General features: G+C 59.5%; 15 protein-coding genes. 8 read left to right on the top strand and 7 right to left on the bottom strand.

Annotation, left to right across the window (positions count from 1 at the left end; all coding sequences use genetic code 11):
• Positions 1–2 precede the first annotated feature (2 nt).
• Complete coding sequence (locus tag GYM47_RS08355) at positions 3–782, top strand: enoyl-CoA hydratase/isomerase family protein (RefSeq protein WP_153843296.1); 780 nt, start codon at positions 3–5, stop codon at positions 780–782.
• On the opposite strand, the gene GYM47_RS08350 is transcribed toward GYM47_RS08355, so the two are convergent.
• The 7 genes from GYM47_RS08350 to GYM47_RS08320 all read right to left on the bottom strand — a co-directional run bounded on the left by GYM47_RS08350 (position 764) and on the right by GYM47_RS08320 (position 8394).
• Entirely contained in the window at positions 764–1723 is a 960-nt protein-coding gene (locus tag GYM47_RS08350) for an NAD(P)H-dependent flavin oxidoreductase (protein WP_153843295.1), read from the bottom strand. The two genes, GYM47_RS08355 and GYM47_RS08350, sit on opposite strands and share 19 nt — an antisense overlap.
• A gap of 246 nt (positions 1724–1969) precedes the next feature.
• Positions 1970–2896: an electron transfer flavoprotein subunit alpha/FixB family protein gene (locus GYM47_RS08345; RefSeq protein WP_168444446.1), complete on the bottom strand. Its 927-nt coding sequence runs from the start codon at positions 2894–2896 to the stop codon at positions 1970–1972.
• A 14-nt stretch (positions 2897–2910) separates the two neighbouring features.
• Positions 2911–3660: an electron transfer flavoprotein subunit beta/FixA family protein gene (locus GYM47_RS08340; protein WP_168444445.1), complete on the bottom strand. Its 750-nt coding sequence runs from the start codon at positions 3658–3660 to the stop codon at positions 2911–2913.
• 132 nt (positions 3661–3792) lie between these two features.
• A complete protein-coding gene (locus GYM47_RS08335) occupies positions 3793–5178 on the bottom strand; it encodes a hypothetical protein (RefSeq protein WP_153844031.1) in 1386 nt (461 codons plus the stop codon).
• Positions 5175–5645: a PaaI family thioesterase gene (locus tag GYM47_RS08330; protein WP_139528498.1), complete on the bottom strand. Its 471-nt coding sequence runs from the start codon at positions 5643–5645 to the stop codon at positions 5175–5177. Before GYM47_RS08330 ends, GYM47_RS08335 begins: the two co-directional genes overlap by 4 nt.
• Positions 5642–7243: a class I adenylate-forming enzyme family protein gene (locus tag GYM47_RS08325; protein ID WP_153844030.1), complete on the bottom strand. Its 1602-nt coding sequence runs from the start codon at positions 7241–7243 to the stop codon at positions 5642–5644. Before GYM47_RS08325 ends, GYM47_RS08330 begins: the two co-directional genes overlap by 4 nt.
• Complete coding sequence (locus tag GYM47_RS08320; protein ID WP_153844029.1) at positions 7243–8394, bottom strand: acyl-CoA dehydrogenase family protein; 1152 nt, start codon at positions 8392–8394, stop codon at positions 7243–7245. Before GYM47_RS08320 ends, GYM47_RS08325 begins: the two co-directional genes overlap by 1 nt.
• Before the next feature lie 193 nt (positions 8395–8587).
• Between GYM47_RS08320 and GYM47_RS08315 the strand changes: the two genes are divergently transcribed.
• The 7 genes from GYM47_RS08315 to GYM47_RS08285 all read left to right on the top strand — a co-directional run bounded on the left by GYM47_RS08315 (position 8588) and on the right by GYM47_RS08285 (position 15892).
• On the top strand, positions 8588–10120 hold the full coding sequence (locus GYM47_RS08315) for a 3-hydroxyacyl-CoA dehydrogenase (RefSeq protein WP_153844028.1): 1533 nt from the start codon (positions 8588–8590) through the stop codon (positions 10118–10120).
• Positions 10121–10166: 46 nt separating this feature from the next.
• Positions 10167–11375, top strand: a complete 1209-nt coding sequence (locus tag GYM47_RS08310) for a 3-oxoadipyl-CoA thiolase (RefSeq protein ID WP_153844027.1) — start codon at positions 10167–10169, stop codon at positions 11373–11375.
• Between the two features lie 142 nt (positions 11376–11517).
• Positions 11518–12339 (top strand): IclR family transcriptional regulator, encoded by an 822-nt coding sequence (locus GYM47_RS08305; RefSeq protein ID WP_139528503.1) that lies wholly within the window; start codon positions 11518–11520, stop codon positions 12337–12339.
• Positions 12340–12421: 82 nt separating this feature from the next.
• A complete protein-coding gene (locus GYM47_RS08300; RefSeq protein ID WP_153844026.1) occupies positions 12422–13525 on the top strand; it encodes an MlaE family ABC transporter permease in 1104 nt (367 codons plus the stop codon).
• Positions 13522–14346 (top strand): ABC transporter ATP-binding protein, encoded by an 825-nt coding sequence (locus GYM47_RS08295; RefSeq protein ID WP_153844025.1) that lies wholly within the window; start codon positions 13522–13524, stop codon positions 14344–14346. The genes GYM47_RS08300 and GYM47_RS08295 overlap by 4 nt, the downstream gene beginning before the upstream one ends.
• Before the next feature lie 5 nt (positions 14347–14351).
• Positions 14352–15293 carry an MlaD family protein gene (locus GYM47_RS08290; protein WP_153844024.1) on the top strand — a complete coding sequence of 314 codons (942 nt, stop codon included), beginning with the start codon at positions 14352–14354 and terminating at the stop codon, positions 15291–15293.
• Between the two features lie 2 nt (positions 15294–15295).
• The gene (locus tag GYM47_RS08285) at positions 15296–15892 is read left to right on the top strand and encodes an ABC-type transport auxiliary lipoprotein family protein (protein ID WP_153844032.1); all 597 of its coding nucleotides are present in this window, start codon (positions 15296–15298) and stop codon (positions 15890–15892) included.
• The last annotated feature ends 3 nt before the right edge of the window (positions 15893–15895 follow it).

Below are 15895 nucleotides of genomic sequence, written 5' to 3'. Positions count from 1 at the left end.
GCATGACCAGCGAAGCAACGCCTTTAGTGCGGGTTAACGTCTCCGAAGGCGGTATTGCCGAACTATTCATTGCGCGCCCAGCGGTGCGCAATGCCCTCAACGAGCCTACGGCCCTGGCGCTGAATGAGGGATTAGCCAACGTAGCAGCTGACCCGAAGGTGCGCTGTGTGATTCTCAGCGGTGAAGGCAGCGCCTTTTGTGCCGGTGCCGATGTAGCGGAATTCGAGAAGGCCACTACTGCGCCCGCCAGCGAACGGTTAGCCACCCTTTTTCTTCCAGCACTGCGCAGCATGATGACGATGGAAAAACCCGTGATTGCGGCGGTCAGCGGTGCCGCTGCGGGGATTGGTGTTTCCTACGTGTTGGCCAGTGACATGGTAGTCATGGGCCGCTCGGCTTACCTGAAACTGGCCTTTATCAATATTGGCTTGATTCCCGATGGCGGTGCGTGCTGGCACTTGGTGCGCAAACTAGGCCACGCCCAGGCCTTCGAGATGGCGGCGCTAGCTACCCCAATAGATGCCGAGCGCTGCGTGGCGCTGGGCCTGGCTAACCGAGCGGTGGAAGATGATCAGGTGCTAGCCGAAGCCCGCGCGCTGGCACAGGCGTTGGTGACGCAATCCCCCCAAGCGCTGGGGGCAACGAAGCGGGCCATGCGACAAGCGGGGAATCTAACGCTCGACGAGACCATCACGCTCGAAGGTGAGCTGCAGGATGCGTGTAAGGCCACCGAGGATTTTCACACCCGCGTGGCCGCCTTTCGTCAACGCCGCCGCAAGTGATCTAGTGCCTGCTGATAATCCGCTCGCAGCGTGGCGACCTCATCGGCCACGCTGTTCAGTGTGATAATAACCCCCACCCCTTGCCCGGCACCCCAAATATCCCGCCACGCTTTGGCTTTGCTGCTGCCGCCTGATCCATAGCGCATGGCGTTTTTGTCACCCTCAGGCAGTGCCTCTGGGTCCAGCCCGGCCAGCTCGATGCTTTGGCGCAGGTAGTTACCGTGCACGCCGGTAAATAGATTGGTGTAGACGATATCCCCCGCGGCGGCTTCCAGTACCATCTGCTTGTAAGCCGGTTGGGCATTGGCTTCCTGGGTGGCAATGAAACGTGTGCCCATATACACCATGTCCACGCCCAGCGCCTGAGCGGCGGCGATCTGCTCGCCTTTGGTAATCGCCCCGGCCAGCACCAGCGGGCCATCGTAGAACTGCCTAACCTCCGCCACAAAGGCGAAGGGGTTGAGCCGCCCCGCATGGCCGCCTGCGCCATGGCAGACCAAAATCAGCCCATCCACCCCGGCCTCGATGGCTTTTTTGGCGTGCCTGATCGTGGTCACGTCATGAAACACCAGGCCGCCATAAGCGTGCACTTGCTTGACCACTCGGTTGGGCGCATGCAGGCTGGTAATGATCAGAGGCACCTTGAACTCAGCGCATAGCGCTATATCGTGCTCCAGGCGATCATTGGTCGGGTGCACGATCTGGTTCACCGCAAACGGTGCGGCGGGTTGTTGCGGGTGCTGAGCGTTATAGTCGTCCAGCGTCTCGGTGATCTGCTGCAGCCACTCCCGAAGCACTTCCGCAGGCCTGGCGTTCAGCGCAGGAAACGCGCCAATGATGCCCGACTGACACTGGGCAATGACCAGCTCAGGGCCAGAAACGATAAACATGGGAGAGCCGATCACCGGCAGCGTCATGGAGGCAGTCAGTTGGGTTAGCATACGTGGCTCATTATCATTGTTTGGAAGCCCATCAGCGTGAAAACCCCAAAAAAGGGGTTTTAAAGCATGGCCAAAATAGTTGGCATGGCCGGAACAGCCCATAGCGGGGGTCTTTCGCCAGGGCAGGTAACACGTTCCTGACGTTAGCAGCATTCCCGCCATCCATGGCGGTCAGAAGCGAAAGTAGCGCCCAAGGACGGGTTGACAGCGCCCCCGCCTAGGGCTATTCCGGACAGCCTCCTAAACTTACAGCTTGCTTTCCAGCTCCGGCAGAATCTCGAACAGATCCCCTACCAGGCCGTAATCGGCCACCTGGAAGATCGGCGCTTCGTCGTCCTTGTTGATCGCCACGATCACCTTGGAGTCTTTCATGCCCGCCAAGTGTTGAATCGCGCCTGAAATACCCACCGCAATGTACAGCTCCGGCGCAACGATCTTACCGGTCTGGCCGACCTGCATGTCGTTGGGCACGAAGCCGGCATCCACCGCCGCACGAGAAGCGCCAATGGCTGCCCCCAGCTTATCGGCAATGCCGTCGAGCAGCTTGAAGTTCTCGCCGTTGCCCATGCCGCGGCCGCCGGAGATCACCACCTTGGCGCCGCCGAGTTCGGGGCGGTCGCTCTGCGCCAGCTCTTGCTTGACGAAGCGCGATTGGGTGTTGTCGACGACCACGTCCACCGCTTCTACCGTGGCGCTTCCGCCGCTGCCCACCGCATCGAACGCTGTCGTGCGCACGGTGATGACTTTCAGCGCGTCGTCGCTTTTCACCGTCGCGATGGCGTTACCGGCGTAGATCGGACGCAGGAAGGTATCGGCGCTGTCGACACCAATCACGTCCGATAGCTGGCTGACGTCTTTCAGCGCCGCTAGGCGCGGCAGGACGTTCTTACCCGTGGTGGAGGCGCTGGCCAGTACGTGGGTATAGTCGCCCGCCAGCTCCACCAGCAGCGCGCCCATGGGCTCGGCCAGCTGGTGGGCGTACACGGCGTTGTCCGCCACGCGCACTTTGCTCACTCCGTCGAGCTGGGCGGCCGCGTCGGCGGCGGCCTGGACGCCTTCACCGGCCACCAGCACATCGATGTCGCCGCCGATGGCTTGGGCCGCTGCGACGACGTGGGCGGTGGCGCCCGCTAACTGACCTTCATGCAGGTCGGCAAGTACCAGAATGCTCATGAGATCAGCTCCTTTTAAAGCACTTTGGCTTCGTTTTTCAGTTTGTCGATCAGCTCGTCCACCGAGGCGACTTTGACGCCGCCTTTGCGCTCGGCGGGGGATTCCACTTTGAGCAGCGTGACCTTGGAGGCCACCTCGACGCCGTAGTCGGCGGGGGTTTTGACATCCAGCGGCTTTTTCTTGGCCTTCATGATGTCCGGCAGTTTGGCGTAGCGCGGCTCGTTGAGGCGTAGGTCGGTGGTGACGATGGCGGGCAGCGTGAGGGCAACGGTTTGCAAGCCGCCGTCGATTTCACGGGTCACGTTGACCTTGTCGCCGTCTACGGCCACTTCTGAGGCGAACGTACCTTGCGGCAGGTTGGTCAGCGCGGCGAGCATCTGGCCGGTCTGGTTGTTGTCGGTGTCGATGGCTTGCTTACCGAGAATCACCAGGCCCGGCTGCTCGTCGTCCACCACCTTGGCCAGCAGCTTGGCCACCGCCAGCGATTCGGCGCGCTCGTCGGTTTCAATGTGGATGGCGCGGTCGGCCCCTAGCGCCAGCGCGGTGCGCAGCTGCTCTTGGGCGGCCTTGGGGCCGACCGTGACGGCCACGACGTCGGTGGCCACGCCCTTCTCTTTCAGGCGCACCGCCTCTTCCACGGCAATTTCGCAGAAGGGGTTCATGGCCATTTTGACGTTGGTAAGGTCCACATCGGAGTGGTCCGCTTTGACGCGGATTTTGACGTTGTAGTCGATGACGCGTTTCACCGCGACGAGGATTTTCATAAGGCATGCTCCAGCGATTGAACCATCAGCTTCTTAACCTTAATTCCGCATAGTAAAATAATATTTCACTTTATAAAAAGCACAATAAAAAAACGCCTGCCAAAGGTCAAGCGTTTCATGCTATCTACCGCCTTAGAACGGCGACCAACCAAACCATAATGCCAACAGGGGGATCACTGTGATCAAAAAGCGCCCGTTCCAACGGTAGCCAATGCGGGTGGCAGGCACGCGGGTAAAGCGCGACAGAATCAGCATCGACGCCGTCATGGGCGACGACATCAGCGCCAGCGCCCAGCCTACCATCAAAGAGGCCCCGATCAGCGCAGGCGTTAGCCCCTCGATGCCCAGCGTGGGGAGTAACCCCACCGACAGCGTCACCGTGACAATCGGATTGACGCCTATTTGCGCCAACCCCACCACCATCAGCATGGCCAACACCGCATTGAACGCGCCTAGCGGGCCAAGCACTGCCAATAGTGGCGCGAGCTGCTGAGTATCCACCAAGCCCACACATACATGCCCCAAATAACCAGCCGCTCCCAGCACCACGATTTCATTGGCGCTAGGCGACAGCAACCAAGGGAGCTGACGATGGACCGTCGTTATGGCGGCAGGCAATCCACCATAGCCTAGCCTGCGACGCTGCCAAGCCAGCCATAAAAGCGCTCCGCTAGGCGCGCCCAGCAGCGCGGCAATGGGTAGTCGTACATCCAGCAGCCACGCAATGGAAAACACCAGCGCGACAATACCGATTAGCAAAAAGCCAAACTGCGCCAACGGGCGCAACGACGGAGTGACATAGGTTTTATTGGCGGGTGGATGCGGGCCAGTGACATAGTCCACCACCCAGCCCGCCATAAAAATCAGTGCGGCGGCCCCTAGAATATAGGGTGCCAACTGTGGCCAAGTAACCTGGGGAAGGCTGGACAGCACCACAGCCACCCCGATGCCCATGGGCGAGATCAGTGGTGCCAGCGAAAATCCACGCAGTAGCGCCAGCATCATACGTCGCTGGCGGGCCTGCTGTACCCAGGTGCGGCCCTGGGCGGCGCTCAGGGTATTGCTCTTTTCGATCATCGCGGCGAACAGGTTCAGCACGCCAATGTTCAGAATGATGCCAAACAGCGCCGAGCCCAGCGATAGGATCGGATAACGGCGGCTGGGGGGCTGCAACAGCATGCTCTGCCCACAGCGGCGCACTAGGCGGGAACGATAGGCGGGTAAACGCAGCATGCTGAGCGCCACCACGAAGGTGGCAAAAAAGGCAAAACGCCCGCTCGCCTCGAATAGCAGCTGGCCGGAGGTTGGCGAGCGCCATAGCGCGAGCAGCGTGAGAACGCCGGCAGCACACAGCAGTCCCTTGGCCATACGGGTGAGTTGACCTTTTAGGGTGGCCAAATAGAGCAGCAGCGCCACAACGCCTGCGGCTTGCCACGCAACGCTGCCACCGACTAAATGAATCAGCGTGGCAAGCGTCACCAGTAACAAACAGGAAACCCGCAGACGGGCTGGACTCACTCGCTAGGCTCCCTCAACTGCGGGTCGGGAGTACCTTGCGAGGATTCGCTGCCGCTACGGCGACGAAAAGAGCCTTCTCCCATAGCGACAAGGTTGCCCCGTTCATCCACGATCTCACCGCTGGTCATGAAGGTTTTTTGCCCGCCGCCGCGCAGCGTGCCCGTCGCCCGCAACACGCCTTGCCGAGCAGGGCCCACGAAGGTGGTCGTTAGTGATAGCGTCATCCCGCGACGAATATTCCCCGGCACATCGCAGTGCAGGCCCGCCAAGCTTAGGGCGCTATCCAGCATCGAGGCCAGCACACCGCCGTGTACATTGCCGCTGCGGTTCAGGTGCTTGGGCTCGATGGTGAGCTCCACCACCGCGCGCCCCTCTTCCCACTCCACGACGTGCATGCCCAGCAATTCGTGATAGCCCATCAGCGCCTGGGGCGTGGTTGAGCCACCGTTGCTGTCTACGCCGCTCATAAAGCGCTCTCCCCTTGGGCCAGGTCGCGCAGTCGACCCTTGAGAATCTTACCACTGGCGGTGGAAGGCAGCGCATTCATGAAGACGATCTGGGTAGGCCGCTTATAGGGTGCCAGCCGTTCGGCAATGAAGGCTTTGAGTTCTGCCATATCAACTTCGATGCCCGGCTCACACTGTACAAACGCCACCACCTCTTCATTCCCGGCCACCTTCCGCCCCACCACAGCGGTCAAGGTGACTGCCGGGTGCTCGTTGATCACCGCCTCCACATCCGGTGGGTAGATATTAAAGCCCGAGCGAATGATCAGCTCTTTACTACGGCCCACGATATAGAGCTGATCGTCGTGATCCAGCTTGGCGATATCACCCGTATTGAGCCAGCCATCTTCCGACAAGGTAGCGCGGGTGGCGTCCGGCTGGCGGAAGTAGCCCTTCATGATATTGGGGCCACGCACCCACAGCTCGCCCACCTCATCGCCCGCTTTTTCTGACGTGCCGCTGCTACCTAAGGGTTCCAGCCGATACTCCAACAACGGCAGCACGCGGCCTACGGTGCTGCTCTGATGACGATCATCGATGCGGGTTTGGCTAATCGTTGGGCTGGCTTCGGTGAGGCCGTAGCCATTATGAAGCGTTAACCCAAAGACGGCTTCCACGCGGGTTTTGGTATCGCTATCCAGCGGCGAGCCGCCTGCCGACATATAGATAAGCGCGGGCGCTTCTAATGCACGCTGCTCACGCTTCAAATACTCCAGGGCGCGAGCGTACATGGCGGGCACGCCCTGAAGCACGGTAATGCGCTCCTCTTTGAGCGTTGCCAGCAGCTGTGCCGCATCGAAGCGAGGGACGGTATAGAGACAAGCGCCGTTATAAAGCGAGCCCATGCACACCGATGAGAGGCCGAACACATGGGACATGGGCAGCACGCCGTACACCCGCTGCCCTTCACTCAAATGGCGCATGCCACCAGAAATAGAAGCGATATAGAGAATGCCGCGATGGGTGAGCATCACGCCTTTCGGTGTGCCGGTGGTGCCTGAGGTGTAGATCATCGCGGCGACCTGCTCGGCACCGCTGGCGTGAACGGGCTCAGGTTCGCTCTCGAAAAGCGGTGAAATCGCTAGGCCGCCGAGCTGCGGATGCTGGTAGCGATCGGCCGCATGGCGCTCGGCGTGCTGGCTCGCCTCTTGAGAGGCTTCGCAGGTGTAAAACACCCGGCGCGGTAGGCAGTTGCCCTGGATCAAATCCACTTCCTGAGCGGAGAGTCGCGAATTGACAATCGCGACCCAAACGTCCATTTCACTAGCGGCCAACAGCAGTACCACCAAGGCACGACAGTTTTCACTGACCGTCATGATACGATCGCCGGGCCGTACGCCGAGATTGGCTAACCAATCGCAGGCAGCGTAGACCTCTTGCCCCAGTTCGGCGTAGCTCCAGCGAATACTGCCATCCACCAGCGCGGGATGATCCGCTAAACGTTTCGCATTTTCCAGCACGCGGGTGCTCAAGCGCTCGGGGAGTTCTGCTAACAGCTCGCTGGCCAGACGGCCAAAAATCATCTCGTCTGGCGCTTGGTAAGGGACCGACAGAGCCATTAGGACGCCTCCCGCACCATGTTCCGGGCAATCACCAGCTGCTGAATTTGTGTGGTTCCTTCGTAAATACGGAACAAACGCACGTCCCGGTAGAAGCGCTCGACGGCGTATTCTGACATGTAGCCCGCACCGCCGTGCACCTGCACGGCGCGATCCGCGACGCGGCCGACCATTTCGGCGCAGAACAGCTTGCAGCAGGAGGCCAGTGTTGAGACGTTTTCGCCATCATCCTTGCGCCGTGCGGCGTCCATCACCATGGTTTTGCCTGCGTAGGCTTCGGTTTTGCTATCGGCCAGCATGGCCTGCACCAGCTGATGCTCCGCCAGCGGCGCACCGAACTGCTTACGCTCCATGGTGTAGCGCAGCGACTCGTCGACCAAGCGCTCGGCCACGCCCACACACACCGCAGAGATATGCAGGCGGCCACGATCCAGCACCTTCATGGCGGTTTTAAAGCCTTGTCCCTCTTTGCCGCCAATGATGTTGTCAGCCGGTACGCGACAGTTATCGAAGATGATGTCGCAGGTATGTGCGCCCTTTTGGCCCATTTTGTTATCCGCCGGGCCGCGGATCAGCCCCGGCGTGCTGCCTTCGACGATAAAAGCAGAGATACCGCCCGCGCCTTTGTTGTCGGGGTCGGTACGAGCCATCACGGTGAACAGGTCGGCTTCTGGGCCGTTGGTGATATAGCGCTTAGTGCCATTCAACACGTAGTAGTCGCCATCGCGCACGGCGGTGGTGCGCAAGCTAGCCGCATCGGAGCCAGAGTCCGGTTCGGTCAAGCAGAACGAGCTGAGAATCTCGCCAGTGGCCAAGCGCGGCACGTATTTGGCTTTCTGCTCGTCGGTGCCATCGATCAAGATCCCCTGAGCGCCGATGCCGTTGTTGGTACCGAATACCGAGCGGAACGCGGGAGACGTTTTGCCAATCTCCATGGCGACCAACGCTTCTTCTTCCATGGTGAGCCCTAACCCGCCGTACTCTTCAGGAATGGATAGCCCAAACAACCCCATCTCCTTCATTTCCGACAAAATTTCGGCGGGCACTGCATCCTCTTCGGCCAGCCGCGCCTCATTGGGAATCAAACGCTCCCGGACGAAGCGGGCAATGGTATCAACCAACTGATTCAACAGTTCGGGATCACGGATCATAACGGCTCCTGGTGGCAACGATATTTTTATGGTTGGCGTTCGCGCGGGCAGTGAGGCCTGCCATAGTTCTGCATGGCGAAACTAGCGTTCATTCTCTTGTCAGGCACTTTTGCATAGCCTAGGATGGCAGTCAATAAACGAAATGCTATTTTGCAATGCAGAATAAAAACACTAGCAGCGAGGATGTTGACCTATGGCTTATGACGCAGTCGCCCATTCATTTAAAACGCTTGGTATCGTCGGCACGGGAGCCATGGGGAGAGGCATTGCCCAGCTCGCCGCGCAGGCAGGCCTCGACGTCATGCTATTCGATGTCAAAGACGGCGCGGTGGCGGAAGCGACTGCCTTTATTCATGGGTTATGGCAGCGCAGCGCCGACAAGCAGCGTATTACTCAAGCCCAAGCCGAGCAGTACGGGGAGCGATTGATCGAAGCCCGCGACCTCGCGGCCCTCGCCCCCTGCGATATCGTTGTTGAAGCCATTATCGAGAAGCTGGAGGCCAAACAGGAACTGTTTAACGAGTTAGAGAGCATCGTTCGCCAGGATGCCGTACTGGCCACCAACACCTCTTCACTCTCCGTTACCGCCATTGCAGCGGCCTGCCAGCACCCAGAGCGCGTGATTGGCTTCCACTTTTTCAATCCCGTTCCGCTGATGAAAATCGTCGAAGTGATTCCGGGGTTACGTACCGCTTACGATGTCACTCAGCGGGTCGATGCCTTGGGTACTGCGATGGGCCACTTCACGGCCCAGGCCACTGACACGCCCGGGTTTCTGGTCAATCACGCCGGGCGCGCCTTCGGTACTGAAGCGTTGCGCATTTTGAGTGAGAGCGTAGCCGACCCCGCTACCATCGACCGCATCATGGTGGATCAAAGTGGTTTTCGAATGGGGCCGTTTACCCTGCTGGACCTGACGGGCCTGGATGTTTCCCATGCGGTGATGGAGTCGGTGTACCACCAATATTACGAAGAGCCGCGCTTTCGCCCGTCACCCCTCACCCGCCAGCGGCTCTCAGCAGGCTTGCTGGGACGCAAAACCGGTGAAGGCTTTTATCGCTACGTGAATGGCCAGCAACAGATGCCGGAAGAACCCGCCATTGCGTCGACCCCACCTTGCCCCGTGTGGATCAGCCAAGACGACCCGGGTAGCGCCACGCAGCTTGCCGAATTGGTTACCACAGCGGGCTGGCCACTAGAAAGTGCGGCTCAGCCCTCTTCAGAGGCGCTGTGCCTGCTGACACCGCTGGGCGAAGACACCACTCAGTGCGCGCTGCGCCAAGGCTTGAATGCCGAGCAGTGCGTCGCGGTGGATATGCTGGCGGGGCTGGATAAACGCCGCAGCCTGATGGCCTCCCCCATTACCCGCCCCGATCTGATCGATGCCGCTGCCAGCCTATTGAATGCTGATGGCACCCCGGTCAGCACGCTTCAAGACAGCACCGGCTTTGTGCTGCAGCGGGTGGTGGCATGCATCGTCAATGTGGGCGCCGATATCGCTCAGCAAGGCGTCGCAGCCCCCGCCACCATCGATCGCGCGGTGGAGCTTGGCTTGGGCTACCCGTTTGGACCGCTGCACATGGGCGACCACTACGGCGCTTCGCGCATCCTGACCATTTTGAACAACCTATTGGAGGCCACCGGCGACCCTCGCTATCGCCCTAGCCCGTGGCTGCGCCGTCGCGCCGCGCTGGGTATGCCGCTGACCGACGGGCCAAGAGGCTGACACATCTCAGTGTCAAATACGGCTTACACGAACAAGGAGAATAACCATGCAAGACGCCTATATTTACGACGGATTACGCACCCCTTTTGGTCGCCATGGCGGCAGCCTGGCGGCCATTCGACCGGATGAACTACTGGGGCTGACGCTAAAAGCACTGGTAGCGCGTAATCCGTTTGCTCCAGAGAGCTATGAAGAGGTGTTGGCGGGCTGTACGAACCAAGCGGGGGAAGATTCCCGTAACGTGGCGCGTCATGGTGCGCTGCTGGCGGGCCTGCCGATCGAGGTGGCAGGCCAAACCGTCAACCGCCTGTGCGGCAGCGGCCTAGCCGCCATGATGGATGCCGCCCGCGCCGCTCGCTTAGGCGAGGGCGAGCTATTTTTGGCTGGCGGCGTGGAGTCCATGTCCCGCGCGCCTTACGTGCTGGGCAAGGCCGACTCCCCCTACGCGCGCAATCAACCGATGTTCGATACCGTGATCGGATCGCGCTTCCCGAACCCCTGGATCGCCAAGGAGTACGGCAGCCACAGCATGCCGGAAACCGCCGATAACATTGCCCACGACCTAAACATTGGCCGCGACGTAAGTGATGCCTTTGCCGCCCGCTCCCAAGCGCGCTACGCCCAGGCGCTGGCAAACGGCTTCTATGACGGCGAAATGTTTGGCGTCGAAGTACCCCAAGGGCGCAAACAGCCGCCGCGGTTGGTAGATAAAGATGAACACCCGCGAGCTGAAAGCACCGAAGAGAAACTGGCCAAACTCGGTGCTCTATTCGAAGGCGGTGTCGTGACCGCAGGCAACGCCTCTGGTTTGAACGATGGGGCTGTCGCCCTGATCGTAGGCACGCGTGCGGCAGGCGAGCGGGCTGGGCTTGCGCCGCGAGCGCGTATCGTTGCCAGCGCCGTGGCGGGCGTTGCCCCACGCGTCATGGGCTTGGGGCCGGTACCCGCTTCGCAAAAAGCGCTGGCTCGGGCTGGCCTTTCGCTTGACCAGATGGACGTGATTGAAATCAACGAAGCCTTTGCCGTCCAGGTGTTGGGCTGCGTTCAACAGTTGGGGCTCTCCGCCGACGACCCGCGCTTGAATGCCAACGGCGGCGCGATTGCCATTGGCCATCCGCTGGGTGCCTCTGGGGCGCGCTTGGCCCTCACCGCCCTGCGCCAGCTAGAAGCCACCGGCGGCCGCTATGCGTTAGTCACCATGTGCATTGGCGTTGGCCAGGGCATTGCGACCATCATTGAGCGTCTGGACCGCTAACCCCGATAGCCACCCAACATAGCGGCGCTGCCAAACAGCGTCGCAGGCCAAGCGTTGACTAAGCTTCCTTTTCACGCTTTGCAACGCCCCAGCGCAGGTATGCGATACTTACCACTCAATGATTGATTAGCCGAGACGCTTGATGGAACCCACCGACGCCGCTGCCGATGAGCCGCAATCACCGGAAAAAGATCGCAACTTTGTCACCGCGCTCGCGCGTGGGCTAGAACTACTCCGTGCCTTTGGGACGGGTGAGGAGTACCTGGGCAATGCAGAGCTCTCGAATCGTACCCAAATCCCCCGCCCCACGGTGTCTCGGTTGACCTATACGCTGACCCAATTAGGCTACCTGCAGCATAACCGCCATTTGGAGAAGTACCGCCTTGGGCCGGGTGTGCTGGCATTGGGCTACCGCTTTCTGGCCAATATGGGCATTCGCGAAATTGCCCGTCCCCACTTACAGCACTTTGCCGACGCCACCGATTGTAATGTCAGCCTGGGCGGTGCCGACCGCAGCGACATGGTGTATCTGGAAACCTGTCACGGCCACGGGCCGCTGATCATTCGGCTAGATGTTGGCTCACGCCTACCGATTGCCACGTCAGCGATTGGCCGCGCTTGGCTGTGCGGGTTATCGGGTGAGCGCCGCCAGCAGGTGATGCAAGAGCTGGCTGCCTTTCACGGCAGCGATTGGCCCCGCCTGCAGGCTGGTATCGAGCAGAGTATGCGCGATTATGCCGAGTACGGCTTTTGCCTCTCCGAGCAGGATTGGCAGCGGGATATCAGCGCCGTTGCCATGCCGCTCATTTTAGAGGATGGTGCCGAAGTGATGGCCATCAACTGCGGCGGCTCTAGCCTGCGGTTGGATCATGACCGACTGGTCCATAACCTTGGGCCTCGACTCAAAGAGGTAGCTGCCAAAATCAAGCAGGAGCTGGCGCCCAAGTATCGTGCGTCACGTTAAGAAACGTCGTCTTTCCTTTCACTAACGCTCGTTTGATTGCATCATGGTCTTCACTGTCATGTGAACGCACTGAGGAGCAGGGATGCCAAACGAGTGGATCACTCAACAGGGTGAGGTCGTTACACTGGGTGGCGAGTGGACGCTACGCCACTATACCGAGCTAAAGCACGTCCTAAAGCGGCGCGAAGAACTAGGTTCGGCATCGCTATCACTGCCTGGCTTCGAAGCACTCGATACTGCCGGTGCGGCGCTGATCGTCGAGCTCTTAGGGATCGACAAAACCAAACAGGCTGCCAACGACCTACCCCACGCGCATCAGATGTTACTGATTCGGATTGCCGAAGCCATGGAGGCTCCTGTCGAGAGCACGCGCACTCATTCCCATCGAATCACCGATGCGTTGGCATCGGTGGGCCGCCAAATGGTGGCCATGACAGTGCAACAGCGGCAGCTATTGGCGTTCATCGGCTTGGTCTTGGCGACGTTTGCTTCGCTGCTGTTTCGCCCCCGCCATTGGCGTATGACCGCCACCGTTGCTCATGTTCAGCAAAGTGGTTTGAATGCAGTGCCTATCGTTGCGCTACTTACCTTCATGGTGGGGGCCGTGGTGGCCTTTCTTGGGGCGACCGTGTTGGAAGATTTCGGCGCCACGGTGTATACCATTGACCTGGTGGCGTTCTCCTTTCTGCGTGAGTTCGGCGTGCTGCTAGCCGCCATTCTTTTGGCAGGTCGCACCGCCAGCGCCTTTACTGCCCAGCTCGGTGCGATGAAATCCAATGAAGAGATCGATGCCCTGAAGACACTTGGGCTAGATCCTATCGAGCTGCTCGTGCTTCCTCGGGTGATGGCGCTGTTGATTAGCCTGCCGCTCCTGGCGTTTGTCGGCATGCTAAGCGGCCTCTTGGGCGGTGCGGTAGTGGCGTCGCTGTCGCTGGATATTTCTACTAGCCAGTTTATGGCAACGCTGCAAAAAGATGTGTCGGTAACGCATTTCCTAGTGGGATTGAGCAAAGCACCGGTCTTTGCCTTCGTAATTGCGGTCATTGGCTGTCTGGAAGGATTCAACGTCAGCGGAAGCGCCCAATCGGTGGGTGCCCACACGACGTCCAGTGTGGTGCAAGCCATCTTCATGGTGATTCTCATCGATGCATTAGCGGCGTTATTTTTCATGGAGATGGGCTGGTGAACGACAGATCTTCTCCGACATCGCAAAAATGTCAAAGCAAGGAAGCCGTCATTTGTGTGCAAGGGCTGGTAAATCGATTTGGCGATAATGTCGTTCACGAAGGAGTAGATTTGACCCTCTATCGTCGAGAAATTCTCGGCGTCGTTGGCGGTTCTGGCACGGGTAAATCGGTCCTGCTACGCAGTATCGTAGGGCTCAAGCATCCTAATGATGGCACCGTCGAGGTGCTGGGCCAGCGGTTGAATGCGCTAAGCGGCTCCCAGCGCAGCCAAATCGAACGGCGCTTTGGGGTGCTTTTCCAGCGCGGGGCCTTGTTTAGTTCGCTCAATCTGCAAGAGAACGTCGCGCTACCGCTCATTGAGCACGCTGGGCTGCCTCGGGAAGAGGCTGAATATCTGGCGCGCATCAAACTTTCTTTAGTGGGCTTGGCACCGCAAGCGGCACGGCAGTTTCCAGCATCACTCTCAGGGGGCATGATAAAACGTGCAGCCCTTGCCAGAGCGCTCGCCTTGGACCCGGACATTTTATTCCTCGATGAACCGACAGCCGGGCTCGACCCCATTGGTGCCGCTGCGTTTGACCAGTTGATCGTGACCCTTCGCGATGCACTTGGCTTCAGCGTTTTTTTGGTCACTCACGACCTGGATACCCTCTACGCAGCCTGTGATCGCGTTGCCGTGCTGTCACAAAAGCGCGTTTTGGTCGCCGATACGCTGGAGCGAGTCGCCGAAACGGACGACGAGTGGGTACAAGATTACTTTAACGGTCCGCGTGGACGCGCTGCACAGCGTGCTGCTGACACACCATCGTCTAAGGAGTGACGCACATGGAAACTCGCGCACACCATGTATTGATTGGATTGTTTACCGTGTTAACGGCTGCGGCCGCCCTGCTGTTTGCGATATGGATGAGCTATGACGCTGGCCAACGGGATTACCTACCTTACCGTATTCTGTTCGAACGCAACGTCAGCGGCCTCTCGGAGGGCAGCAAGGTACAGTACAACGGCATCGAAGTCGGCGATGTCACCGAGCTGTCCTTGAACCCTGACGACCCCCGCCAAGTGATTACTCGGATTCGCGTGTATCAAGACACGCCCATCAAAGTCGATACACGGGCAAAATTAGCGTTTGCCAGCATTACCGGTAGCATGTCGGTGCAGCTATATGGCGGAACGCCGGCTAGCCCACGCTTATCATCGCAAAGTAACGACACGGCCCCCTTCATCCCAGCCGACCCGTCGCCCATTGCCACGCTGTTCGATGAGGGCGAGGAGATGATCGAGAACCTCAACGCGATCCTTCAGAGCGTGAACGAACTCTTCAATGACGACAATCGACAGCAGGCGGGCAACATATTGACCAACATTGCCCAAATCACGGAAATGATTGCCTCTCAGCAGGCTGCTTTGGATGAAAACATGGCGCTTTTTGGCGATGTGTCACGCCAAGCCACCACCACGCTCGAGAGCATCGAGACACTTAGCCAGGAGGCGAATCGACTGCTGAACCAAGAGGGCCAACAAGTCATGCGCAGTGCCGAGAACGCCAGCCGCGACGTTGCTAGTGCTGCTCAGCGGATAGAGCAATTGGTAAACGATAACGCAGGGGCCGTGGAAGGCACCTTACAAAGCACTCGCGACATCGCCCCAGCGCTCGCGGCGCTCCGCTCGACACTCGCCACCCTTGATCGCATTACGCGAGAGCTCGAAGAGAGTCCAACGGACTTTTTCCTTGGCCGCGACCACGTAGAGGAGTTTCGCCCGTGAACATGCCTATTTTTCGCATCGTCGTCATGATGAGCGCGCTGTCCCTTCTTTCGGCCTGCTCAGTATTACCCGAAAAGGCGCCATCGACGCTGTATCGACTGCCTGCAATGGCAACGCAGGCTACCCCTGATGCCACTCGCCTACCGGGTCGACTTGGCATCGCAACGCCAGAAGCGGGCCACTTGCTAAGCAGCAACCGTATCGTAGTGTTTCCCGAAGGCAACGTGGTAAATGTGTATGAAGGCGCGCGATGGCATGAAGATGCCCCCCAACTGCTGCAGGCCAAGCTCATTGCTGGCTTGCAACAGCACGCTCTATTCGCCGATGTGAGCAGCGATCGGCTTCCTTATGACCTGCTGCTACTGAGCGAGCTGCGTCACTTCCAAAGCGAATACGACGTGAGCCCGCCCAGCGTCAATTTACAGTTAGACGTTCAATTAGTCGGCGCAGATCAACAACCAACGGCCTCTACCAGTTTCGCGATTCGCGAACGTGCCAAGAGCGCGGAAATACCTGACGTGGTCAACGCCTTTGGCAGCGCCACCGACCGCTTGACCGAGCAGTTGGCACGCTGGCTCGCGGCCAATGCACCTAGATGAAAA

The sequence above is a fragment of the Vreelandella piezotolerans genome, from assembly GCF_012427705.1.
GTDB lineage: Bacteria > Pseudomonadota > Gammaproteobacteria > Pseudomonadales > Halomonadaceae > Vreelandella > Vreelandella piezotolerans.
This window is presented reverse-complemented; position numbering and strand designations above follow the sequence as displayed.

What these genes read in the sequence shown, in the direction of transcription:
- GYM47_RS08355 (WP_153843296.1), top strand. Translation starts at nt 3, where the DNA reads ATGACCAGCGAAGCAACGCCTTTAGTGCGGGTTAACGTCTCCGAAGGC.
- GYM47_RS08305 (WP_139528503.1), top strand. Translation starts at nt 11,518, where the DNA reads ATGGAACCCACCGACGCCGCTGCCGATGAGCCGCAATCACCGGAAAAA.
- GYM47_RS08325 (WP_153844030.1), bottom strand. Translation starts at nt 7,243, where the DNA reads ATGGCTCTGTCGGTCCCTTACCAAGCGCCAGACGAGATGATTTTTGGC.
- GYM47_RS08340 (WP_168444445.1), bottom strand. Translation starts at nt 3,660, where the DNA reads ATGAAAATCCTCGTCGCGGTGAAACGCGTCATCGACTACAACGTCAAA.
- GYM47_RS08330 (WP_139528498.1), bottom strand. Translation starts at nt 5,645, where the DNA reads ATGAGCGGCGTAGACAGCAACGGTGGCTCAACCACGCCCCAGGCGCTG.
- GYM47_RS08310 (WP_153844027.1), top strand. Translation starts at nt 10,167, where the DNA reads ATGCAAGACGCCTATATTTACGACGGATTACGCACCCCTTTTGGTCGC.
- GYM47_RS08320 (WP_153844029.1), bottom strand. Translation starts at nt 8,394, where the DNA reads ATGATCCGTGATCCCGAACTGTTGAATCAGTTGGTTGATACCATTGCC.
- GYM47_RS08345 (WP_168444446.1), bottom strand. Translation starts at nt 2,896, where the DNA reads ATGAGCATTCTGGTACTTGCCGACCTGCATGAAGGTCAGTTAGCGGGC.
- GYM47_RS08300 (WP_153844026.1), top strand. Translation starts at nt 12,422, where the DNA reads ATGCCAAACGAGTGGATCACTCAACAGGGTGAGGTCGTTACACTGGGT.
- GYM47_RS08350 (WP_153843295.1), bottom strand. Translation starts at nt 1,723, where the DNA reads ATGCTAACCCAACTGACTGCCTCCATGACGCTGCCGGTGATCGGCTCT.
- GYM47_RS08285 (WP_153844032.1), top strand. Translation starts at nt 15,296, where the DNA reads ATGCCTATTTTTCGCATCGTCGTCATGATGAGCGCGCTGTCCCTTCTT.
- GYM47_RS08315 (WP_153844028.1), top strand. Translation starts at nt 8,588, where the DNA reads ATGGCTTATGACGCAGTCGCCCATTCATTTAAAACGCTTGGTATCGTC.
- GYM47_RS08290 (WP_153844024.1), top strand. Translation starts at nt 14,352, where the DNA reads ATGGAAACTCGCGCACACCATGTATTGATTGGATTGTTTACCGTGTTA.